General features: G+C 54.8%; 24 protein-coding genes. 6 read left to right on the forward strand and 18 right to left on the reverse strand.

Annotated elements, in window-relative coordinates; translation table 11 throughout:
• Positions 1 to 216 precede the first annotated feature (216 nt).
• Positions 217 to 1,236, forward strand: a complete 1,020-nt coding sequence (locus tag QMG44_RS11805) for a LacI family DNA-binding transcriptional regulator (RefSeq protein WP_014171015.1) — start codon at positions 217 to 219, stop codon at positions 1,234 to 1,236.
• A 3-nt stretch (positions 1,237 to 1,239) separates the two neighbouring features.
• Here QMG44_RS11805 and yfcD read toward each other — a convergent pair whose 3' ends face one another.
• The 3 genes from yfcD to yfcF are packed head-to-tail and all read right to left on the reverse strand — an operon-like array spanning position 1,240 to position 3,100.
• A complete protein-coding gene (yfcD, locus tag QMG44_RS11810; protein WP_014171016.1) occupies positions 1,240 to 1,794 on the reverse strand; it encodes an NUDIX hydrolase YfcD in 555 nt (184 codons plus the stop codon).
• Positions 1,795 to 1,849: 55 nt separating this feature from the next.
• Complete coding sequence (gene yfcE / locus QMG44_RS11815; RefSeq protein WP_014171017.1) at positions 1,850 to 2,401, reverse strand: phosphodiesterase; 552 nt, start codon at positions 2,399 to 2,401, stop codon at positions 1,850 to 1,852.
• Positions 2,402 to 2,455: 54 nt separating this feature from the next.
• Positions 2,456 to 3,100, reverse strand: coding sequence for a glutathione transferase (gene yfcF, locus QMG44_RS11820; protein ID WP_032681959.1), 645 nt, complete (start codon positions 3,098 to 3,100; stop codon positions 2,456 to 2,458).
• 140 nt (positions 3,101 to 3,240) lie between these two features.
• Between yfcF and yfcG the strand changes: the two genes are divergently transcribed.
• The 4 genes from yfcG to QMG44_RS11840 all read left to right on the forward strand — a co-directional run bounded on the left by yfcG (position 3,241) and on the right by QMG44_RS11840 (position 5,771).
• Entirely contained in the window at positions 3,241 to 3,870 is a 630-nt protein-coding gene (gene yfcG / locus QMG44_RS11825; RefSeq protein WP_020883132.1) for a GSH-dependent disulfide bond oxidoreductase, read from the forward strand.
• A 74-nt stretch (positions 3,871 to 3,944) separates the two neighbouring features.
• A complete protein-coding gene (gene folX, locus QMG44_RS11830; RefSeq protein WP_020883131.1) occupies positions 3,945 to 4,313 on the forward strand; it encodes a dihydroneopterin triphosphate 2'-epimerase in 369 nt (122 codons plus the stop codon).
• A 13-nt stretch (positions 4,314 to 4,326) separates the two neighbouring features.
• Positions 4,327 to 5,220 (forward strand): TIGR01777 family oxidoreductase, encoded by an 894-nt coding sequence (locus QMG44_RS11835; RefSeq protein ID WP_014171021.1) that lies wholly within the window; start codon positions 4,327 to 4,329, stop codon positions 5,218 to 5,220.
• Between the two features lie 41 nt (positions 5,221 to 5,261).
• On the forward strand, positions 5,262 to 5,771 hold the full coding sequence (locus tag QMG44_RS11840) for a GNAT family N-acetyltransferase (protein WP_032678617.1): 510 nt from the start codon (positions 5,262 to 5,264) through the stop codon (positions 5,769 to 5,771).
• A 47-nt stretch (positions 5,772 to 5,818) separates the two neighbouring features.
• On the opposite strand, the gene hisP is transcribed toward QMG44_RS11840, so the two are convergent.
• The 15 genes from hisP to pdxB form a co-directional block, all read right to left on the reverse strand.
• Positions 5,819 to 6,592, reverse strand: a complete 774-nt coding sequence (gene hisP, locus QMG44_RS11845; protein ID WP_020883129.1) for a histidine ABC transporter ATP-binding protein HisP — start codon at positions 6,590 to 6,592, stop codon at positions 5,819 to 5,821.
• Positions 6,593 to 6,600: 8 nt separating this feature from the next.
• Positions 6,601 to 7,317 carry an ABC transporter permease gene (locus QMG44_RS11850; RefSeq protein ID WP_008502590.1) on the reverse strand — a complete coding sequence of 239 codons (717 nt, stop codon included), beginning with the start codon at positions 7,315 to 7,317 and terminating at the stop codon, positions 6,601 to 6,603.
• A complete protein-coding gene (locus QMG44_RS11855) occupies positions 7,314 to 8,000 on the reverse strand; it encodes a histidine ABC transporter permease HisQ (protein WP_020883127.1) in 687 nt (228 codons plus the stop codon). The genes QMG44_RS11850 and QMG44_RS11855 overlap by 4 nt, the downstream gene beginning before the upstream one ends.
• A gap of 88 nt (positions 8,001 to 8,088) precedes the next feature.
• Positions 8,089 to 8,871, reverse strand: a complete 783-nt coding sequence (gene hisJ / locus QMG44_RS11860; protein WP_020883126.1) for a histidine ABC transporter substrate-binding protein HisJ — start codon at positions 8,869 to 8,871, stop codon at positions 8,089 to 8,091.
• A 226-nt stretch (positions 8,872 to 9,097) separates the two neighbouring features.
• Positions 9,098 to 9,880, reverse strand: coding sequence for a lysine/arginine/ornithine ABC transporter substrate-binding protein ArgT (gene argT, locus QMG44_RS11865; RefSeq protein ID WP_014171026.1), 783 nt, complete (start codon positions 9,878 to 9,880; stop codon positions 9,098 to 9,100).
• Positions 9,881 to 10,170: 290 nt separating this feature from the next.
• Entirely contained in the window at positions 10,171 to 10,740 is a 570-nt protein-coding gene (locus QMG44_RS11870; RefSeq protein WP_086532266.1) for a UbiX family flavin prenyltransferase, read from the reverse strand.
• Between the two features lie 89 nt (positions 10,741 to 10,829).
• Positions 10,830 to 12,347, reverse strand: coding sequence for an amidophosphoribosyltransferase (gene purF / locus QMG44_RS11875; protein WP_014171028.1), 1,518 nt, complete (start codon positions 12,345 to 12,347; stop codon positions 10,830 to 10,832).
• Between the two features lie 36 nt (positions 12,348 to 12,383).
• Complete coding sequence (cvpA, locus tag QMG44_RS11880) at positions 12,384 to 12,872, reverse strand: colicin V production protein (protein ID WP_000262116.1); 489 nt, start codon at positions 12,870 to 12,872, stop codon at positions 12,384 to 12,386.
• Between the two features lie 212 nt (positions 12,873 to 13,084).
• Complete coding sequence (dedD, locus tag QMG44_RS11885) at positions 13,085 to 13,786, reverse strand: cell division protein DedD (protein ID WP_086532265.1); 702 nt, start codon at positions 13,784 to 13,786, stop codon at positions 13,085 to 13,087.
• The gene (gene folC, locus QMG44_RS11890) at positions 13,776 to 15,044 is read right to left on the reverse strand and encodes a bifunctional tetrahydrofolate synthase/dihydrofolate synthase (protein WP_086532264.1); all 1,269 of its coding nucleotides are present in this window, start codon (positions 15,042 to 15,044) and stop codon (positions 13,776 to 13,778) included. The genes dedD and folC overlap by 11 nt, the downstream gene beginning before the upstream one ends.
• A gap of 67 nt (positions 15,045 to 15,111) precedes the next feature.
• Positions 15,112 to 16,017, reverse strand: a complete 906-nt coding sequence (accD, locus tag QMG44_RS11895) for an acetyl-CoA carboxylase, carboxyltransferase subunit beta (protein WP_020883123.1) — start codon at positions 16,015 to 16,017, stop codon at positions 15,112 to 15,114.
• Positions 16,018 to 16,171: 154 nt separating this feature from the next.
• Positions 16,172 to 16,831 carry a DedA family protein gene (locus QMG44_RS11900; RefSeq protein ID WP_020883122.1) on the reverse strand — a complete coding sequence of 220 codons (660 nt, stop codon included), beginning with the start codon at positions 16,829 to 16,831 and terminating at the stop codon, positions 16,172 to 16,174.
• Positions 16,832 to 16,859: 28 nt separating this feature from the next.
• Positions 16,860 to 17,672: a tRNA pseudouridine(38-40) synthase TruA gene (gene truA / locus QMG44_RS11905; RefSeq protein ID WP_025203571.1), complete on the reverse strand. Its 813-nt coding sequence runs from the start codon at positions 17,670 to 17,672 to the stop codon at positions 16,860 to 16,862.
• Positions 17,672 to 18,685 carry an aspartate-semialdehyde dehydrogenase gene (locus QMG44_RS11910; RefSeq protein ID WP_014171035.1) on the reverse strand — a complete coding sequence of 338 codons (1,014 nt, stop codon included), beginning with the start codon at positions 18,683 to 18,685 and terminating at the stop codon, positions 17,672 to 17,674. Before QMG44_RS11910 ends, truA begins: the two co-directional genes overlap by 1 nt.
• Positions 18,686 to 18,752: 67 nt before the next feature.
• Entirely contained in the window at positions 18,753 to 19,889 is a 1,137-nt protein-coding gene (pdxB, locus tag QMG44_RS11915; protein WP_025203570.1) for a 4-phosphoerythronate dehydrogenase PdxB, read from the reverse strand.
• 114 nt (positions 19,890 to 20,003) lie between these two features.
• On the opposite strand from pdxB, the gene flk reads away from it, so the two are divergent.
• Complete coding sequence (gene flk, locus QMG44_RS11920) at positions 20,004 to 21,008, forward strand: flagella biosynthesis regulator Flk (protein ID WP_025203569.1); 1,005 nt, start codon at positions 20,004 to 20,006, stop codon at positions 21,006 to 21,008.
• Positions 21,009 to 21,052 lie beyond the last annotated feature (44 nt).

Genomic DNA, 21,052 nt, shown 5'->3' on the forward strand with positions numbered 1-21,052 from the left:
AAAGATGAGCAAACTTTATTCAACACATCCCTTATTGACTGCGATCGGGATCACAAAGATAGCGCTACCAATCGCTAACATTCAGAAGTGTGATAGCGCTATCAAATTGTAATCATGGTGTGAATTCACAGCAAAAAAAGGGATTTAAGGCGTATACTGCGTTTCACGTGAAACGAAGGATGATAATAAAAACGCGTCTGGTCAGCAGGAAGGTGTATGTCTCTAACCCGAAAACGGCGCAGTACCGGTAAAGTGACACTCGCCGATGTCGCACAGCTTGCCGGGGTGGGCACGATGACCGTGTCCCGTGCACTCCGCACGCCTGAACAGGTTTCCGATAAACTGCGAGAAAAAATAGAAGCCGCTGTACAGGAATTGGGTTACATGCCTAATCTCGCTGCCAGCGCGCTGGCCTCGGCATCGTCATGGACGATTGCGATGGTCGTTCCTAATCTCTCCGAATCCGGTTGCTCGGAGATGTTCGCCGGGCTTCAGCAGGTGCTGCAGCCTGCCGGCTACCAGATCATGCTGGCCGAATCACAGCATCGACTCGAGCAGGAAGAAAAATTGCTGGAGACGCTGCTGGCGTCGAACATTGCCGCTGCGATTTTGCTCAGTGTTGAACACTCCGATACTGTCCGCCACTGGCTGAAAAACGCGTCCATTCCGGTCATGGAGATGGGGGCCATGCGCGCCGATCCTATTGATATGAATATCGGGATTGATAACGTCGCGGCGATGTACGAACTGACGGAGATGGTTATTAAGCGCGGCTACCAGAATATTGGCCTGCTGTGCGCTAACCAGGAGCAGTGGATTTTCCAGCAGCATTTACAGGGCTGGTACAAAGCGATGCTTCGCCACCATATGTCACCAAACCGGGTGATTAACGCCGCCATGCCACCGAGTTTTTCCACGGGTGCGGCGCAACTGCCGGAGTTCCTGCTGGCGTGGCCAGAGCTGGATGCACTGGTGTGCGTGTCGGATGAACTGGCCTGCGGGGCACTTTATGAATGCCAGCGTCGGCGTATAAAAGTACCGGACGATCTGGCCGTGGTGGGTTTTGGCGATAGCGACGTCAGCCGGGTCTGTCAGCCACCGCTGACGACCATGGCAGTGCCACATCGTAAGATTGGGATTGAAGCGGGACGCGCGTTACTGGAACGTCTGAATGATGGAGACTGGCGCGACCATAAACCCATCGCGTCCAGCCTGTGTTTGCGGGAGAGCTGTTGAGGCTTACTCCGCCTCTTCCTCTTTTTCCGCTTTCGTGGATTCGTTTTTAGCGTTGCGGGTCATCCACAGCGCCAGCGCTTTTAACGAATCCGGGGTGAACTCGTCGCAACGCGCGGTAATTTCTTCCGGCGTCATCCAGTTCACTTCGCTCACTTCTTCTTCCTGCAGGGCGAACGGGCCATGGGAAACGCAGCTAAACAGCCCGCCCCAGACGCGGCAATGCTCGTCCTCGAAATAGAACTGACCATGCTCGGCAAACGGCACGCCGGCAATCCCTAACTCTTCTTCCGCTTCACGACGCGCGGAGTCCAGCAGAACTTCATCCGCCTGAACAACGCCGCCTGCAGTTGCATCCAGCATACCAGGGAGAAAATCTTTGGTGTCCGTGCGGCGCTGGACCAGAATTTTGCCCATCCCGTCATGCACAACGATGTATGTCGCACGGTGACGCAGACGCTCCGCGCGCATTTGTTCGCGGCTGGCCTGCGCGATCACTTCATTCTCTTCGTTGACAATGTCAACCCACTCTGTACTTGCCAAATGACTCTGCTCCACCATCGGGAAACCTTCTCGTCTAAGCGCTCTTTCGGCGCGTTTGCAGTTGAGGTGTAACTTACGGATTAATCGCTATTTGCGCAATAACTTGCTGATCATTAAGTGCGATTACGCTTAACGTATTCTCATCGAGCATGCCATAGCTTGCTGGATTTCCACCTTTCGGTATGCTGACCGAACCGGGGTTAAAGTGATACATCTCGCCGCGTTTTTCTGCCACCGGAATATGAGTATGACCGTAAACCAGGACATCGCCAGCCGCCAGTGCCGGGAGATTTTCCGGGCTAAAAAGATGACCATGGGTCAGGAACAGACGGCTATTTTCCATCAGCACCTGTTGCCAGGGGGCAGTGATGGGAAAATCCAGCAGCATCTGGTCCACTTCACTGTCGCAGTTACCGCGAACGGCGATAATGCGCGAAGCATACTGGTTGAGTTTTTCCGCTACCTGCGCCGGTGCATAGCCTTCCGGCAGCGCATTGCGCGGACCATGATTTAACACATCCCCCAGAATCACCAGCCATTGCGCTCCGCTTTGAGCAAACAGAGAAAGAACACGCTCGGTCGCGGGCAGCGAACCATGGATATCAGACGCAAACATCAGTTTCATCAGTCACTCCCTGGAAATCAGACTGCCCTATCATACCTGAAGCGTCAGGCTATATCAGCCCGCCCGCTTAGCGGAGAGTGCCACATAGCGCTGCACTGAGGCGCGCTGCCACTGAAACGCAGCATAATCCACCAGCAGCTGAGGCACCTCATCCCCATTGAGGATCAGACGGTTCAGCATCAGCGCCAGATCGGTATCGGCAATACACCACTCGCCGAATAAATTCGGATTACCATGAGCCAGCAGAGAAGTCGCGGTATCGATCAGTTTTTGGGCACTGGCCGCACCGTCTTTACTCAGCGCCGGTTTTTTCACCCCGGCAAACACCACATCCGTGGAGCGTTCCACGCGAATCGGCACCAGATCGCTGCGCAGCCACGCCTGGATCTGACGTGCGCGGGCACGTTTTTGCAGATCGTGAGGGTAGATGCGCTCCCACTCAGGTGGTGCGAACCGATCTTCCAGATACTCATCGATCGCCGACGATTCACTCAGCGCGAAGCCATCAATGTCCAGCACCGGTACGCGACGGGTCAGGGCGTAGCCCTGCCACTGGGGTTTCAGATGTTCACCGCCGCCCAGATCCACCGTCTTTAGCGTAAATGACAGTCCTTTTTCGGCCAGCGCCACGTACGCGCTCAGAACATAGGGAGAAAAGAAATCTGCATCGGACCATAACGTGATTACGGGCTGGTTCATAACATCCTCATCGGCTGATCGGTTTTCATTCAACATATAATCTCTTTGCCTCGCTGTCACTTGATGAAAACTCACGATTTACAACAACCACCTATACTCATTTTTCATGGCGTCACTATTTTCACTGACAGGAGTTGAGAATGATCGACCTTTATTATGCCCCTACCCCGAACGGCCATAAGATCACCCTCTTTCTTGAGGAAGCCGAACTGGATTACAGGATCATTCGCGTGGATATCAGCAAAGGCGATCAGTTCAGTCCTCTCTTTCTGGCTATATCGCCAAACAATAAAATCCCGGCCATTATTGATAACCATCCTGCCGATGGGGGCAAGCCGTTGAGCCTGTTTGAATCCGGAGAAATATTGCTCTATCTGGCAGAGAAGACTGGCAAATTGCTGAGCGGAGAGTTGCGCGAGCGTCACCACACGCTGCAGTGGCTTTTCTGGCAGACGAGCGGTCTGGGGCCGATGCTCGGACAAAACCACCATTTTACCGCCTACGCACCGCAGCCGATTCCTTATGCTATCGAACGCTATCAGGTGGAAACCCAGCGGTTATACGGCGTTCTGAACCGTCGGCTGGAGAAAGCACCGTGGCTCGGTGGGGATCATTACAGCATCGCCGACATTGCCTGCTGGCCCTGGGTGAATACCCATGAAAAGCACCGCATTGACCTGGCGTCTTACCCGGCGGTGAACAACTGGTTTGAACGAATCCGCACGCGTCCGGCCACCGAACGCGCCATGCAAAAAATCCAGCAAATTTAAGCCGGTGGCTGGTGTGTGCCGGAGAGGCTCTCATGTATTATGTGAAGGAAATTCTGACACGGAGAAGACCTGCAATGTCACAGCATGACGCTATTATTCGTATAAAAAATTTACGCCTACGCACCTTCATCGGAATCAAAGAGGAAGAGATCGCCAACCGTCAGGATATCGTGATTAATGTGGTTATCCACTACCCGGCTGAGAAAGCGCGGGCCAGCGAAGATATTAATGATGCGCTGAACTACCGCACGATAACCAAAAAAATCATCCAGTACGTGGAAAACAACCGCTTCTCTTTACTGGAAAAATTAACTCAGGATGTGCTCGACATCGCACGCGATCATCACTGGGTCACTTATGCTGAAGTAGAGATTGATAAACTTCACGCCCTGCGTTACGCCGATTCCGTCTCGATGACGTTAAGCTGGCAACGCCAGGCGTAACCCTGGAGGTTGTATGAAGATTTTGCTGACCGGCGGTACCGGCCTGATTGGTCGCCATCTCATTGCGCGTCTGCAGGCGTTGCATCACGACATCACCGTGGTGACGCGCAGTCCAGAGAAAGCGCGCCAGGTGCTGGGCGCAGGTATCGACATCTGGAGAAATCTGGCCGAGCAGCAGAATCTGGACGGGTTTGACGCCGTCATCAACCTGGCAGGCGAACCGATCGCCGATAAGCGCTGGACGGAAGAACAAAAACAGCTCCTGTGCAGCAGCCGGTGGACCCTTACCGAGAAGCTGGTTGAGCTTATCCGCAACAGTCATACCCCGCCGTCGGTTCTCATTTCGGGTTCTGCCGTAGGGTATTACGGCGATCTCGGCGAGGTGGTGGTAACGGAAGAAGAGCCGCCGCACAACGAGTTCACCCATAAACTTTGCGCCCAGTGGGAGCGTATCGCCTGTGCTGCGCAAAGCGATCATACCCGCGTCTGCCTGCTACGCACCGGTGTGGTCCTTGCCCCGAAAGGCGGCATTCTGGCGAAGATGCTCCCCCCTTTCAGGCTCGGTCTTGGCGGGCCAATCGGCAATGGCCGTCAGTATCTGGCGTGGATCCATATCGACGATATGGTCAACGGTATTCTCTGGCTGCTGGATAACGATCTGCGCGGGCCGTTTAATATGGTTGCGCCCTACCCGGTACGAAATGAACAGTTTGCCCATGCTCTCGGACATGCCCTGCATCGCCCGGCGATTTTGCGCGTGCCTGCTACGGTGATCCGCCTGATGATGGGTGAAGCATCCGTGCTGGTGTTAGGCGGGCAACGGGCCCTGCCAAAACGGCTGGAAGCGGCCGGGTTTGCGTTCCGCTGGTATGACTTAGAAGAGGCGCTGGGGGATGTGGTGAGATAATGTTACAGTGATATGCCATGTTCCGACGAAATGGCATATCTATGGCAACCATTACCACTCCCCGGCTCCACCTCACGCCCTTCGAACCCACTGACTGGCCTTTTTTCCGTGCCCTGCGCGAGGATCGCGCCATCATGCAGTATATGGCCGCTATCGCCCCGGAAAAAGAGACCCGACGCCTGTTTGCCGCACGTCTGACGGCAGCGCATGTGTTCGTTATCCGCTTACGCGATGAAGAGACCCCGCTGGGCGATATCGGCCTGCAAATCAGCGCTGAAAATCGTGAAGAGGCGGATATCGGCTATACGGTCGTGCCTGCCGCGCAGGGCCAGGGCATCGCCAGTGAGGCACTGCGCGCGGTGTGTGACTATGCATTTAACCAGACGGGCGTAAAGGCGATTAACGCATATGTGCTGGCAGACAACGGCGGGTCAGTCCGGGTACTGGAGAAAGCGGGTTTTGTGCGCACGCAGGTGCTGGAAAAAGCGTATGAGATTAACGGTGTGCGGTATGACGACTGGGTGTATCGACTGGAGTGTGGTGCGGTCTGATGCCCACACTCCGGCCCTCTCCCACAGGGAGAGGGGAAAGGCAAAACCTACTTCAAAGACCCCTTCAGGAACTGCTGCAAACGCGGGCTTTGCGGGTTCGCTAACACCTCATCGGGATGCCCCTGCTCTTCGATTTTCCCCTGATGCAGGAAGATGACGTGGTTAGAGACGTTCCGGGCAAAGCCCATCTCGTGCGTCACCACCACCATCGTTTTGCCCTCTTCGGCGAGCTTCTGCATGATGCGCAGCACTTCGCCAACGAGTTCCGGGTCCAGCGCGGAGGTCGGTTCGTCGAACAGCAAGACTTCCGGCTCCATCGCCAGCGCGCGGGCAATGGATACACGCTGCTGCTGCCCGCCGGACAGATGTACCGGATACTTCATCTGCTGGCGCTCATCAATACCCACTTTCGCCAGGTATTTCACCGCACGGTCGCGGGCGTCCTGTTTGCTGAGACCCAGCACCTGGATTGGCGCTTCCATTACGTTCTCCAGCACCGTCATATGGCTCCAGAGATTAAAATGCTGGAAAACCATCGTCAGGCGCGTACGCAACAGACGTAGCTGATTTTTATCCGCCACCTTCAGCTGGCCGTCTTTGTCACGCACCAGATTGATGTTCTGCCCGCTCACCACAATTGAGCCTTCGCTCGGTTTTTCGAGGAAGTTAATGCAGCGCAGGAAAGTACTTTTACCGGAGCCGGATGAGCCGATAATACTGATGACATCGCCCGCGTTTGCCTGCAGCGACACCCCTTTCAGCACTTCATGTTCGCCATAGCGTTTGTGCAGATCAATAACGTTTAATTTGTTCTCAGCCATCATCATTCTCAGTGCGTCGAAGAAGGTTTTATATGCTGCAACCAGCGTTTTTCTGCCTTACGGAACAGGCTAATCAGGACGTATGAAATTATCAAATAAAGCACTGCCGCAATACCGAATGCGGTAAACGGCTGATAGGTTGCCGAGTTAATATCCCGGGCAATCTTCAGTAAGTCCGGCACCGTGGCGGTAAAGGCCAGCGCCGTGGAATGCAGCATCAGAATTACTTCGTTACTGTACGCCGGTAACGCAATACGCAGCGCCGACGGCAGAATGATGCAACGGTAAAGCTTCACGGAGGAGAAGCCGTACGCACGCGCCGCTTCAATTTCACCGTACGGGACAGAGCGAATCGCCCCTGCGAAAATCTCGGTGGTATAGGCGCAGGTATTGAGCGTCAATGCCAGCACCGTACAATTCAGACCGCTGCGGAAGAACGCATTGAGCATTTCAGTGCCTTTTACGATCTCAAGCGTGTACATCCCCGAATAGAACACCAGCAGTTGCACGTACAGCGGCGTACCGCGAAACACATAGGTAAACAGCCAGATTGGGAACTGGATAAATTTATTGTTCGACACACGACCAATGGCGAGAAATACCGCCAGAATGCCGCCCATCACCACGGAGGAGATCAGAAGCCAGAGCGTAATGGCGACGCCGGTGAAGCGATAGCCATCTGTCCACAGCAGCGATTTCCAGTATTCCTGAATAATCTCAATCACAGATCAGCCCTCTTCACACCCACGGAGTAGCGACGTTCGAGCAGAAGCAGCACACCATTGGAGGCGGTCGTAAAGACCAGATAGATTACGCCACATACCACCGCAAAGTAGAACGGCTCCCAGGTGCTTTTGCCGGCAAGCTGGGTCGCTTTCACCACATCTTCCAGGCCAAGCAGAGAGACCAGCGCGGTTGCCTTAAGAATAACCTGCCAGTTGTTACCGATACCTGGAAGCGCATAGCGCATCATGGCCGGGAACATGATTCGACGAAACGTCTGTGAGGAGGTGAAACCGAATGCGGTTGCCGCTTCAATGTGGCCTTTCGGCACAGCCATATACGCGCCGCGGAAGGTTTCGGTGAAGTAGGCCCCGTAGATAAAACCGAGCGTAATAATACCGGCCACCATCGGGTCGATATCGATTTGTCCCATACCCATTGCGTCCGTCACGCTGTTAAGCGCAATCTGCAGACCGTAAAAGATCAGAAGCATCAGCACCAGATCGGGAACACCGCGAATCAGCGTCGTATAGCCTTCAAAAATCAGCGCCAGCGGCTTGTTAGCCGAAAGCTTCGCCCCTGCGCCCGCCAGACCTATCAGCACCGCCAGCACCACGGAGCTGAGAGCCAGCTCAAGGGTGACAAGCGCGCCCTGTAAAATAACGCCAGAAAATCCGTACAGCATACCGCGAGCCCTGTCGTATCGTGAGTGGTGGAACCGTGTCTTTTCCCCTCCCACAGTGGGAGGGGCTGCACGTTATTTGACGGGGCGATTAGCCGCCGTAAACATTAAAATCGAAGTATTTTTTCGCAATTTTCTCGTACGTGCCGTCAGCGCGCATTTCGGCAAACGCTTTGTTCAGCGCTTCACGCAGTTCGTTGTCTTCCTTGCGCAGGCCCATACCGGTGCCTACACCAAACAACTTCACATCCTTGATGGATGGACCGCCAAACTTATAGTCTTTGCCGACCGGCTGCTTCAGGAAGCCTTCGCTCGCCGCGACTTCATCCTGGAATGCCGCGTCAATGCGGCCTGCCGTCAGGTCAGCGTAGATATTTTCCTGGCCCTGATAAGAGACGATTTCAATCCCTTTCGGTGCCCAGTGTTCGTTACCGTAGGTTTCCTGAGTGGTCCCCTGCAGCACGCCCACGCGTTTGCCTTTCAGCGACTCGAGAGTGGGCTGAATGTCGGAAGATTTGGCGACAACCAGACGTGAATCTGCCGCGTAGAGTTTGTCCGTGAAAGCAATCTCCTGCTGGCGTTTTTCAGTGATGGAGAGCGAGGACATAATCACGTCGATTTTTTTCGCTTTCAGCGACGGGATCAGCGCGTCCAGTGGGTTCTCAACGTAGGTACACTGCGCTTTGATGCGTTTGCACAGTTCGTTGGCCAGATCGATGTCAAAACCAACCAATTCACCTTTAGAATTCTTCGATTCGAACGGTGCATAGGTAGGATCGGTACCGATTCGAATTTTCTGCGGAATTGCTGCGAATGCCGCGGTGGCGCTGGAAAAGGCCAGCACCAGAGAAAGTGACAATACTAGTTTTTTCATATCTGTCCTCAACAAACTGTCTACATACGGGATTTTTACGACGACGGGGTGGTGCTAATGTGCCATCAATCCCCTCCGTCAGGCAAAGAATAATGCCTTTGAGCCGGGATTTTTTGCATTATAAATGCGTAAGTATGCACACAGCGATCCAATACAGTGCATTAATTGCACCATATTGGATCATCCCGCCCGACAATGCACCTCAGCAGTGCATTGTCGTCAGGTATTAGTCACCGTAGACGTTGAAGTCGAAGTATTTCTTCGCCAGTTTGTCGTAGGTACCGTCTTTACGCAGCTCAGCAAACGCTTTGTCGAAGGCGGCTTTCAGCTCGGTATCGTCCTTACGCAGGCCGATACCCGTACCGTCACCAAAGTACTTTTTGTCTTTCACGGATGGGCCAGCAAAAGCGTACTCTTTGCCCGCTGGCTGTTTCAGGAAGCCTTCGCTCGCGGCGACTTCATCCTGGAATGCCGCATCCAGACGGCCTGCCGCCAGGTCAGAGTAGATCAGATCCTGGTTCTGGTACGCCACCACGTCGACGCCCTTCTCACGCCAGTTCGCATTGGCAAACCCTTCCTGCGTTGAGCCCTGAAGCACGCCGACATGCTTGCCTTTCAGCGAGTCGATGGTGGGTTGAATCGGGGAGCCTTTAGCGGCAATCAGACGTGAATCTGCAGCGTAAAGCTTGTCAGAGAAGGCAATCTCCTGCTGCCGTTTTTCGGTGATAGAGAGAGAAGAGATAATGGCGTCGATTTTCTTGGCTTTCAGCGACGGGATTAACGCATCAAAGTCGCTGCCCACCCATGTGCATTTCACCGCAATGCGTTTGCACATTTCATTTCCCAGATCGATATCAAACCCAACGAAATCGCCTTTCGCATCCTTGGAAGAGAATGGCGCGTAGGTTGCGTCTGTACCGATACGAACTGTCTGTGGAAGCGCTGCGTAGCTACCTGCTGCCGCACTTAACCCCACCAGCAAAGACAGAGCCAGAACCGTCTTCTTCATACATTTACCCTCAAGTACCGTGATTTTATTATGTATTGTGTTGTGTGTTGTGTTGCAGGCTTCTCTTGCAGGTCTTATGCCACATTGCCGTCTGGTGAAAAGTTCGACGTTAAATATGTTAATAAAACGTTGCGATATTGCCTTAATGGTGAAAGATAGCAGGTCTGCCGAACGAACCGGAAAGAGAAAAAGGGAAAAAGCGAATTAAATGTCGAGGATATGATCGCCGTTGCATAATTGCCCTGAAACAGGGCACGTTATCTTTTCATGCACGCTGTGAGTGCACAGATTCAGGCACCCTGCCAGCGGGTGAAAAGGTCTTCAGGCAGGTCGATATCAAACTGATCGAGAACGCGGTTAACCGTCTGATTAATCACATCATCCAGTGAAACGGGTCGGTGATAGAACGCCGGTACCGGTGGCATGATCACCGCGCCGAGTTCAGCAGCCTGAGTCATTAAACGCAGATGTCCCAGATGCAGCGGCGTTTCCCGCACGCAGAGAACCAGAGGACGTCGCTCCTTCAGCACCACGTCCGCGGCGCGGGTGACCAGCGTGTCGGTATAGCTGTTTACAATGGCGGAGAGCGTTTTAATGGAACAAGGCAGGATAACCATGCCCGCCGTTTTAAACGAGCCAGAGGAGATGCTGGCGGCGATATCGCGGGCATCGTGGACCACATCCGCCAGCGCCTGGACATCACGCAGTGAGAGGTCGGTTTCTAGAGAGAGGGTCTGACGTGCCGCCTGGCTCATGACCAGATGCGTTTCCACTTCTGCCACGTCGCGCAGCACCTGTAACAGACGTACGCCGTAAATCGCGCCACTGGCACCACTGAGCCCAACAATGAGTCGTTTCATGATTTTCGCCCTAACTGATTTCAGGGCAGACTGTGCAGGATTTTGCGGGGAGTTGCAAGTGAGGGCAAATGCCCTCACTTGCACAGACATCAACCTTCGTTGTGCATCTCTAAACTTTCGAGATCGTTTTGCAGCTGGACGGCCTTCGCATCGTCGTTGCGCAGCGAATCAAGGTAGTCGAGGTACTGCTGGTCAACGTCTTTCGTCACGTAGACGCCATTAAACACGGAGCATTCGAACTGCTGAATATCCGGGTTCTCAGCGCGTACTGCGTCGATAAGATCGTTCAGATCCTGGAAAATCAGGCCGTCGGCACCGATGATCTGACGAATTTCGTCCACTTCACGACCGTGAGCGATCAGCTCGTTGGCGGTTGGCATATCGATGCCGTACACGTTCGGGAAACGAATTTCCGGTGCGGCTGAGGCCAGATACACTTTCTTCGCACCCGCTTCGCGCGCCATCTCAATAATCTGTTCTGAGGTGGTGCCGCGAACGATGGAGTCATCCACCAGCAGGACGTTTTTATCGCGGAACTCAGCGCGGTTTGCGTTCAGTTTACGACGCACGGACTTACGGCGCAGCTGCTGACCCGGCATGATAAAGGTACGACCAACGTAGCGGTTTTTCACAAACCCCTGACGGTATGGCTTGTCCAGAATGCGGGCGATTTCCAGAGCGATATCGCAGGACGTTTCCGGAATAGGAATAACGACGTCGATATCCAGATCGTCCCACTCGCGGGCAATCTTCTCGCCAAGTTTTGTCCCCATGTTCACGCGCGCGCTGTAAACGGAAATCTTGTCGATAAACGAGTCCGGACGGGCGAAGTAAACATATTCAAACAGGCACGGATTGCTCACCGGGTTGTCAGCACACTGGCGGGTGAACAGCTGGCCCTTCTCAGTGATATAGACCGCTTCGCCAGGCGCAACATCACGCAGGAACTCGAAGCCCAGGGTATCCAGCGCCACGCTTTCAGAGGCAACCATGTATTCGGTACGACCATCACCGAGATCGCGCTTACCGAGTACCAGCGGGCGGATGCCGTTTGGATCGCGGAAGGCAACCATCCCGTGGCCGATAATCATCGCCACGCAGGCATACGCACCACGGATCTGGCGGTTAGTCGCGGCAACGGCGGCAAAAATGTTGTCTGCTTCCAGCGGGTAGTGACGGAAGTTATCCAGCTCGCTGGCAAAGATATTGAGCAGAATTTCAGAATCAGAGGTGGTGTTAATGTGGCGACGTTTCTCTTCGAACAACTTCTTACGCAGCTCGTGCGCGTTGGTCAGGTTGCCATTGTGGGCAAGCGTGATGCCATACGGTGAGTTGACGTAGAAAGGCTGAGCCTCAGAGGCGCTGGAACTGCCAGCAGTAGGATAACGAACGTGACCGATCCCCATATTACCTTGCAGACGCTGCATATGGCGGGCTTCAAACACATCATTTACCAGACCATTCGCCTTACGTAAACGGAAGCAGTTGTTTGCATCAATGGTGATGATACCCGCAGCATCCTGCCCACGGTGCTGAAGCACCGTTAACGCGTCATAAATCGACTGGTTTACCGGCATGAAACCGGCGATACCGACAATACCGCACATTCGTCTTTTCCTCGTTAAGCCACATCTCAGAGCGCATTAGGCTCTGGGCAAGAAACTCGACGAGCTTTGCAGATAGTCAAAGAACCATCTGATGATGAAACTGAACTCTGGAATGAGCTGCGATTTTTGCCAGTCTTCACTTTTGGAGAACCCGGTAAAGGTATCCAGGAAGAACAGGATCGCGGCCACAATCAGCACGCCTCGTAGTGCGCCGAAACAGATCCCGAGTACCCTGTCTGTTCCTGACAGACCGGTTTTCTCGACCAGCTGACCTATCACGTAATTTACGATAGCGCCGACAATCAGCGTCGCGATAAACAGCACCGCGATAGCGATTCCATTTCGGACCAGTTCATCTTCAAAGCCCGTGAACCAGACAGACAGGTAAGTGTAGTAATGACTGGCAACAAAGAAAGCACAACCCCAGGTTACCAGCGATAACGCTTCACGAACAAAGCCACGGATCAGGCTAACCAGACAGGAAAAACCAATCACCGCAATGATGGCGTAATCAATCCAGACCATATGTGTCCCACGATTTAACGCCCTGTCATCCAGTTCGGGGCGAATTCTAACAGAAAAAGAAAACGTTTGCGTAGGGATTTCCTTCCCGCGCGTAAATAAAAAAGGCGCTGAAAAAATGTTCAACGCCGTGGCTTTTTACGTCTCTGTGGACGTCTGCCGTCACTCTTCCCCCCCACCCTCTCCTCATAGAAAGGATAAGGGTGAGGGAGGGGTTAGTTCGCGCTGTAGCTCATCACCACACCGCTCAGGCCGGAGATCTGCTTCAGCTCACCCAGCGATCCTTTAAGCTTATCTTTGGACGCTTCTGGCCCCACGAGAATACGGGTAATTTTACCCTGTACCGGCGTGGAAGGTGAAGTGTAAACACGATATCCCGCACTGCGCAGTTTACCCACCACCTCATTGACCTTATCGGCATTTTTCAGCGCACCCAGCTGCACGACGTAGGCTTTGCCCGTCGGTGCGGCTTCCTGCTGAGCCGGTTTCGCCGGAGGCGGTGTCTCTGTCGCTGCGGCAAGCTGTTCGCTCGTTTTATCACGCTGCGGTTTCGGCTGCGTTTTTTCGACCGGCTTCGGTTTCTCAGCCGGTTTAGGCTGCACGACCGGAACCGTTACAGGATCGATATCGTTGGTGTTGCTCGCCGCCAGACGAGACGGATCAAGAGACGGCGCAGCCGCATCACCCGCGCGAACCTCTTCCGCTGCGCCTTCCGGCGGCTGAGCAGGAAGGGCCTGTGTCGCCGCAGGCAGCATATCCGGCTCGTCGCGATCGCCCGGTTTCGGTACCAGTGGAATGGCTGCAAACTCATCCTGATAGTGCTTTTTCTGCCCGTCGAGCAGGCCCGGGAGAATAATGACTCCCAGCGCCACCAGCACTATTGTTCCTGCTAAACGGTTCTGAAACTTACTCGCCACCGGTTCTCCCCGCGTCCATCACTTCCATGACATGTGCCACCGTGTGGAACGAACCACACACCAGCACGGTATCTTCTGGTTTAGCATCCGCCATCGCGGCATGCCAGGCCTGAGCCACGCTATTATAGATTGCGCCTTTGCCGAGATGTTCCATCAACTGCTCAGCGGTCGCCCCGCGTGGCCCCTCCAGAGGAGCACAATACCAGCTATCGACCACACTCTCCATGCAGGCCAGCGTACCGCCAATATCTTTATCATGAAGCATACCGATAACCGCCAGCACGCGCCCGGTTTTTGGTAACGATTTGAGACGTCCCGCGAGATACGCCGCGGCATGCGGGTTATGCGCCACATCGAGGATCAGGCGCGGTGACTCGCTGACAATCTGGAAACGCCCGGGCAGGATCGCCCGCTCAATGCCCTCGCGAATCGCCTGCTCGCTCACCGCCAGACCGCTTGCGCGCAGTGCCGCCAGCGCGGTTGCCGCGTTAGGCTGCGGCACCTGCGGCAATGGCAGGTTGTCCAGTGCGCCCTGCGCATCGCTAAAGCGCCAGCCGTCTGCCTGAACCTCATACTGCCAGTCTACGCCACGGCGCAGCAGACGCGCACCCGTCTCATTCGCCACCTCTGCAATGGTGTGCGGCATATCCGGCTCGCCGACCACGCCAGGTTTATTCGCCCGGAAAATCCCGGCTTTCTCGCGACCAATGCTTTCGCGATCCGGCCCCAGCCAGTCGGTATGATCCAGCGCAATGCTGGTCACGACGGCCACATCCGCATCCACCATGTTGGTGGCATCAAGACGCCCGCCGAGGCCGACTTCCAGAATCACCACGTCCAGCTGCGCCTGCTTAAACAACCACAGTGCCGACAGGGTACCGTATTCAAAATAGGTTAATGAAATTTCACCGCGCGCGGCTTCAATTTCCGCGAAAGAGGCAGTATGCGCTGATTCCGGCAGCTCGCGGTTTTGCACACGCACCCGCTCGGTATACCGCACGAGGTGTGGAGAGCTGTAAACGCCAACCTTATAGCCTGCTGCCATCAGGACAAATTCCAGCGTGCGGCACGTCGTGCCTTTACCGTTCGTTCCGGCAACGGTGAACACAAACGGCGCTGGTTTCAGTACGTCGAGACGCGCGGCAACCTGGCTTACGCGCTCAAGCCCCATATCGATGGTTTTACTGTGCAGGTTTTCCAGATAAGAAAGCCACGCGGCCAGGGGCGACGTGGCTTGGGGAATGCTTTTATTTTCCATGATGCCCGGTCATTAACAGTTGAGAAAGCAAAAGGGCAGCGCCATCCGGCCCTGCCCTTTTCAGTTATCAGGCCTCGGGTTCCTGATCCGGTACCACCACGCCTTCGCGCGGCTCATCCGGGTTCGGCGCTGGCAGATTCATCAGCTTCGCCAGGATGCTTGCCAGTTTCAGGCGCATCTCCGGACGGCGGACGATCATGTCGATAGCGCCTTTCTCGATGAGGAACTCACTGCGCTGGAAGCCCGGCGGCAGTTTTTCACGTACGGTCTGTTCGATGACGCGTGGACCCGCAAAACCGATCAGCGCTTTCGGCTCAGCGATGTTCAGATCGCCCAGCATGGCAAAGCTTGCGGAAACGCCACCCATCGTCGGGTCGGTCAGCACGGAGATGTACGGCAAACCGCGCTCCTGCATTTTCGCCAGCGCAGCAGAGGTTTTCGCCATCTGCATCAGCGACATCAGCGCTTCCTGCATACGTGCACCACCGGAGGCGGAGAAGCAGATCAGCGGGCAGTTGTCTTCCAGCGCCTGCTCAACGGCACGCACAAAGCGCGCACCCACGACAGAGCCCATTGAGCCCCCCATAAAGGAGAACTCAAACGCGGCAGCCACCACCGGCATCGTGTGCAGGGTGCCTTTCATGACGATCAGCGCGTCTTTCTCGCCGGTCTCTTTCTGTGCAGAGGCCAGACGGTCTTTGTATTTTTTGGAATCACGGAACTTCAGCACGTCTTTTGGCTCAAGCTCGCTACCCAGTTCTACCAGAGAACCTTCGTCCAGCAGGCTATGCAGGCGATTACGCGCCGTCATACGCATATGGTGGTCACATTTCGGACACACCTCAAGATTGCGTTCCAGCTCTGCGCGGTACAGAACCTGGCCGCAGCTATCACACTTCGTCCATACCCCTTCAGGAATGCTCGCTTTACGAGTCGGGGTTATGTTGCTTTTAATTCGTTCAATCCAGCTCATTGATAACCTTTCTGCCTGAACCTGGTCGTATGCCAGTTTTGCTATAAGAGGCGAATAATGCCATTTTTGCCTCCAACAGACCATGAATGTTGCACATTAAAACATAACAGCCCGAAACTTTGGATAAAAAAGTGGTCGAACCGCCAGTATGCATTTACTTCGCTTGCTTTGCTGCCGCACGTCGGTGACGAATAATCTCAATAACCCCAGGCAGTACCGAAAGCACAATAATCGCTACAATCAGTAACTTAAGGTTTTCCTGGACCACCGGGAGATCGCCAAACAGGTAGCCGGCATAGGTAAACAGCAACACCCACAGCAGCGCGCCAACAACGTTATATGCCGCAAAGTGACGATAGGACATATGCCCCATTCCTGCCACAAACGGTGCAAATGTACGCACAATAGGCACAAAACGGGCAAGGATAATGGTTTTGCCGCCATGACGTTCATAGAATGCATGGGTTTTGTCGAGATAGCTGCGACGGAAAATTTTCGAGTCCGGATTGCTGAAAAGCCGCTCACCAAACACCCGTCCAATCGTGTAGTTCACCGCATCACCAATAATCGCGGCGATAACCATCAACACAACCATCAGATGCACATTCAAATCGTTAGTCGGTAACGCGGATAACGCGCCGGCCACGAACAGCAGTGAATCCCCCGGCAGGAACGGGGTGACAACCAGACCGGTTTCACAGAACAGAATGAGGAACAGAATAGCGTAAACCCAGACGCCGTACTGCGCGACCAGCTCCGCCAGGTGAACATCAATATGCAGGATGAAATCAATCAAAAAACGTATTACGTCCATTTTGTCTAAGCCTTAATTGCACCTTTGATTAGTCCGCTAAAAACAGCGGGCCCATTGGCGGTTTCGGCAGGTCAAACCGATCCGGATAGTCTACCGAGACCAGATACAGCCCTTCCGCTTTCGCCGTGGCTGCCGCAAGCGTTCTGTCCTTCGCTGCCAGCAGTTCTGCAATCCAGCTCTCCGGCTGGTGTCCGGCGCCCACTTCCATCAGGCTGCCCACAATATTCCGCACCATATGATGTACAAAGGCATTGGCTTTGATATCCACCACCACATACGCGCCATAACGGCTGACGTTTATGTGCATGACATTACGCCACGGCGTACGGGACTGGCACTGCACCGCACGGAACGAGGTAAAGTCATTTTCACCAATCAGACACTGCGCCGCACGATGCATACGTTCAGCATCAAGCGGTTCATAAAAATGCGTCACGCCCTGGCTTAACACCGCCGGACGCAGACGCTGATTGTAGATGACGTAGCGGTAACGGCGCGCGGTGGCGCTGAAACGCGCATGAAAATCATCGGGAACATCTTTAACCCAACGAACCGCAATGTCTCCAGGTAAATTCGCATTCACCCCCAGCGTCCATGCAGCGTCCTTTCGCACAGCGGTGGTTTCAAAATGAACCACCTGCCCCGTGCCGTGAACGCCGGCATCCGTACGCCCGGCACAGAAAACGCTTATCGGTTCATTCGCCACCTGAGAGAGCGCTTTTTCCAGTTTTTCCTGGACGCTGCGCACCTCATTTTGACGCTGCCAGCCATAATACTTACTGCCATCGTACTCAATACCGAGGGCAATTTTATGAACGGGCTTGTGATCCACTTCTGACATCAGTACAGGTACTCCTGCACGAGTTTCTCCGCAATTTTCACCGCCATCAGCGCGCCGCCAAAGCGAACGTTATCGGCAACTGACCAGAACTGGATCTGCTCAGGCATTCCGTAATCGTTACGCACGCAGCCAACAGACAGATGTGCACTACCGGTCGCATCACCAACCTGCGTCGGGAACTCACTCTCTTCGGAGAGGGCGATATCCTCACCACGACCAAACGCGTCACGCGCTTCTTCGGCGGCGAGCGGGCGCAGCGCTTCAAAACCAACCATCTGCGCGTGGCCGTAGAAGACCGGAGACTGCACGCAGCTGGCAGAGATCATCAGGCCATCATCCTGCAGGATTTTGCGGACTTCATCGACAATACGGCGCTCTTCGCGCACGCTGCCTTCGCGATCCGGCAGCAGTGGCAGCATGTTAAACGCCAGCTGGCGACCAAAATAGTCGTCTTCATCAATCGGAACGCCGCTCAGCAATTTCGCGCTCTGCCCGGCCAGTGCGTTAACCGCTTGCTTGCCGTTGGCTGACGCAGACAGCAGGCTGGTAACGAAGATACGCGACAGGCCGCCTTCGTCGATCAGCGGTTTCAGCGCGGTAAGCAGCTGACTGGTCAGGCTGTTCGGTACGGCGATAACGTTGCGGTTACGGTAGTCTGCCAGCACAAACGGGTTCACATCCGGCACCACCAGCGGCACATCCGGCTCAAGCGCGAACAGGCCGCTTAAATCAATCACCAGACAACCCGAGTTGGTGGCCTCTTCAATGTAAGACGCCGTAGCCTCAGCACCGGCTGCAAAAAACGCCAGCTGCGCCTGAGTCCAGTCGAACCCCGCCGCATCCTGAACCATGACAGATTTACCGCCAAAACGCAGATGTTCACCCGCGCTATCTGTACGCGCCAGCGCATAGATATCACCCACCGGGAACTGACGCTCAGCAAGGGTTTCGAGCAGGGCTTCACCCACGGCACCCGTGGCACCTAAAATGGCAATGTTCCAGCCTTCAGACATGGTGGTTTACTCCAGAAATAAAAAAGCGTCCCTGTCGGAGTATCCAACAGGGAGCATTAAGAAGACATTAATGTGCCGGGTGATGAACGGCATTAAAACCCAGTTTATGCAGCTGCGTCGCAGCCGTTGCGTCGTCGCAAATCACATACAGGGAAGACCACTCGCGGCGCTCAACATAGTTCTTGCGCAGCTTATCAAACTCACCCGGAATACCCGCCACTTTACGCAGCAGCGCGTCATCGCGGCGCACATCATACACCAAATGGACCAGTCGTTTCAGCGTTGCCTGATCGAGTGGTCCGTGCAGGGTAATGCGGCCAAATTCAGGCGCAGGCAGTAAAGTATCCAGCGCCACCTGCTGTGGATGGCCGATAAAGGCGCTATAGGCCTCAAAGACCTGCGTCGTGCCGCGGGCTTTTCCTTCAAGGGTATAACCGGCAATATGCGCCGTTGCGACGTCCACCTTGTTAAGCAGCGCAACGTTAAGCTCAGGCTCCGGCTCCCAGACGTCCAGCACCACGCTAAGCGCTTGCCCCTCGTCCAGACATTTCAGCAGCGCAAGATTATCGACCACCGGGCCCCGGCAGGCATTTATCAGAATAGTGCCAGGCTTCAGACGACGGATCAGGGCTTCGTCAGCAAGGTGCAGCGACTTATAAGGCCCCTCTTTAAACAGCGGCGTATGGAAAGTGATCACATCGCACTGTGCAACCAGTTCATCCAGCGAACGGAAGTCGCCTTCATCACCGTTGTCTTTACGCGGCGGATCGCACAGCAGAGTGCGAATGCCTAACGCCTCAAGACGTTTATGCAGGCGCCCGCCCACGTTGCCCACACCAACAATCCCGACGGTACGGTCCTGCAACGCAAAACCGTCGCGCTCTGCCAGCATCAGCAGGGAGGAGAAGACATATTCCACGACCGCAATGGCGTTGCAGCCCGGCGCGGCTGAAAAACCGATCCCCGCCTGCTTAAGCCATTTATCATCCACATGATCCGTCCCTGCCGTTGCGGTCCCGACAAATTTCACTGCTTTGCCGGAGAGCAACGCCTCATTTACTTTGGTTACCGAGCGCACCATCAGCGCGTCTGCATCATCCAGCTCGTTTACCGGGATCGGCCGACCCGGGACAGCCTTAACGTTGCCGAGGCGGCTAAAGAGCTCGCGGGCATAAGGCATATTTTCATCAACGAGGATTTTCACGTCTGAGTACCTGTTTGAGAGGAAGAAAACCCATCAAGTGTGCCATAATCTGGCCGCCAGGCATATACGTCTGCCAGGTTTACGCTGAGTTTTGACTTTAAGGATTTTTTGACGATGCAGCCCATTTCAGGTACGCCGCCGCGCCCTCCGGGTGAAGGCCCTGTTACGCCAAACGTTGCAGGCGAACAACCGCTATCCACACAACAGCGCACCGTGCTGGAGCGACTGATCACGCGTCTGATCGCGCTGACGTCGCAGCAAAACGCGGAAGTCTGGGCTGGGGTAAAGCACGATTTAGGTGTCAGGAACGACGCACCTTTGCAGTCGCGCCATTTCCCTGCTGCCGAGCAAAACCTGAACCAGCGGATTGATACTGCACAGCAGAATCACAGCACACGCCAGATTGTCTCGCAGCTGACCGAGCTGTTGGGCCAGGGAAATAACCGCCAGGCGGTGAGTGACTTTATTCGCCAGCAGTTTGGTCAGACCGCCCTGAGCCAGCTGACCCCGGAACAGCTCAAAACCGTACTGACGCTGCTGCAAACCAATCAGCTGTCAATTCCACAGCCTCAGCAACGCCCTGCGACCGAGCGTCCGCTACTGCCTGCCGAGCACAACACGCTCAAGCAGATGGTGACCAAGCTGGCCGCCGCCACCGGCGAACCGACGAAGCTTATCTGGCAATCAATGCTGGAACTCTCAGGCGTAAAAGCGGGCGAGCTGATCCCGGCGAAACAGTTTACGCATCTGGTAACCTGGCTACAGGCGCGTCAGACGCTCAGCACCCAGACCGCTCCAACCCTGCACACGGTTCAGGCGGCACTTAAGCAGCCGCTGGAGCCGAACGAATTTGACGCCATTCGTGATTACGCCCAGCAAACCTGGCAGGCCACACCGCAAACGGTACTGACCACCGCGCAGGTGCAGGATGTGCTCAATCAGATTTTTGTTCGCCGCGCCGAACGCGAAGGGGGCGTGCCGGAGGCACGAAACATACAGCCAATCTACAATCCGCTGTTTGCGCCAGTGGTGGAAACGTTCAGAACCCTCTCTGCCCGTCCAGGATTGATGTTTATTGCGTTAATGATTGCACTGGCGATTTTCTGGCTGGTCGCATAACGGTTTCGCCCGGTGGCGCTACGCCTGCCGGGCCGACAGCACAC

It is taken from the genome of Enterobacter sp. 200527-13 (genome assembly GCF_027924865.1).
GTDB classification, from domain to species: Bacteria; Pseudomonadota; Gammaproteobacteria; order Enterobacterales; family Enterobacteriaceae; genus Enterobacter; species Enterobacter ludwigii.

Bases quoted from the DNA above. Each gene is read 5' to 3' on its own strand.
- yfcD (WP_014171016.1), bottom strand. From the start codon at position 1,794: ATGGTGGAGCAGAGTCATTTGGCAAGTACAGAGTGGGTTGACATTGTC.
- yfcE (WP_014171017.1), bottom strand. From the start codon at position 2,401: ATGAAACTGATGTTTGCGTCTGATATCCATGGTTCGCTGCCCGCGACC.
- yfcF (WP_032681959.1), bottom strand. From the start codon at position 3,100: ATGAACCAGCCCGTAATCACGTTATGGTCCGATGCAGATTTCTTTTCT.
- folX (WP_020883131.1), top strand. From the start codon at position 3,945: ATGTCACAGCATGACGCTATTATTCGTATAAAAAATTTACGCCTACGC.
- folC (WP_086532264.1), bottom strand. From the start codon at position 15,044: ATGGAAAATAAAAGCATTCCCCAAGCCACGTCGCCCCTGGCCGCGTGG.
- cvpA (WP_000262116.1), bottom strand. From the start codon at position 12,872: ATGGTCTGGATTGATTACGCCATCATTGCGGTGATTGGTTTTTCCTGT.
- accD (WP_020883123.1), bottom strand. From the start codon at position 16,017: ATGAGCTGGATTGAACGAATTAAAAGCAACATAACCCCGACTCGTAAA.
- QMG44_RS11835 (WP_014171021.1), top strand. From the start codon at position 4,327: ATGAAGATTTTGCTGACCGGCGGTACCGGCCTGATTGGTCGCCATCTC.
- QMG44_RS11900 (WP_020883122.1), bottom strand. From the start codon at position 16,831: ATGGACGTAATACGTTTTTTGATTGATTTCATCCTGCATATTGATGTT.
- hisJ (WP_020883126.1), bottom strand. From the start codon at position 8,871: ATGAAAAAACTAGTATTGTCACTTTCTCTGGTGCTGGCCTTTTCCAGC.
- yfcG (WP_020883132.1), top strand. From the start codon at position 3,241: ATGATCGACCTTTATTATGCCCCTACCCCGAACGGCCATAAGATCACC.
- QMG44_RS11805 (WP_014171015.1), top strand. From the start codon at position 217: ATGTCTCTAACCCGAAAACGGCGCAGTACCGGTAAAGTGACACTCGCC.
- purF (WP_014171028.1), bottom strand. From the start codon at position 12,347: ATGTGCGGTATTGTCGGTATCGCCGGTTTCATGCCGGTAAACCAGTCG.
- QMG44_RS11855 (WP_020883127.1), bottom strand. From the start codon at position 8,000: ATGCTGTACGGATTTTCTGGCGTTATTTTACAGGGCGCGCTTGTCACC.
- QMG44_RS11840 (WP_032678617.1), top strand. From the start codon at position 5,262: ATGGCAACCATTACCACTCCCCGGCTCCACCTCACGCCCTTCGAACCC.
- flk (WP_025203569.1), top strand. From the start codon at position 20,004: ATGCAGCCCATTTCAGGTACGCCGCCGCGCCCTCCGGGTGAAGGCCCT.
- hisP (WP_020883129.1), bottom strand. From the start codon at position 6,592: ATGGCTGAGAACAAATTAAACGTTATTGATCTGCACAAACGCTATGGC.
- argT (WP_014171026.1), bottom strand. From the start codon at position 9,880: ATGAAGAAGACGGTTCTGGCTCTGTCTTTGCTGGTGGGGTTAAGTGCG.
- truA (WP_025203571.1), bottom strand. From the start codon at position 17,672: ATGTCAGAAGTGGATCACAAGCCCGTTCATAAAATTGCCCTCGGTATT.
- QMG44_RS11910 (WP_014171035.1), bottom strand. From the start codon at position 18,685: ATGTCTGAAGGCTGGAACATTGCCATTTTAGGTGCCACGGGTGCCGTG.
- QMG44_RS11870 (WP_086532266.1), bottom strand. From the start codon at position 10,740: ATGAAACGACTCATTGTTGGGCTCAGTGGTGCCAGTGGCGCGATTTAC.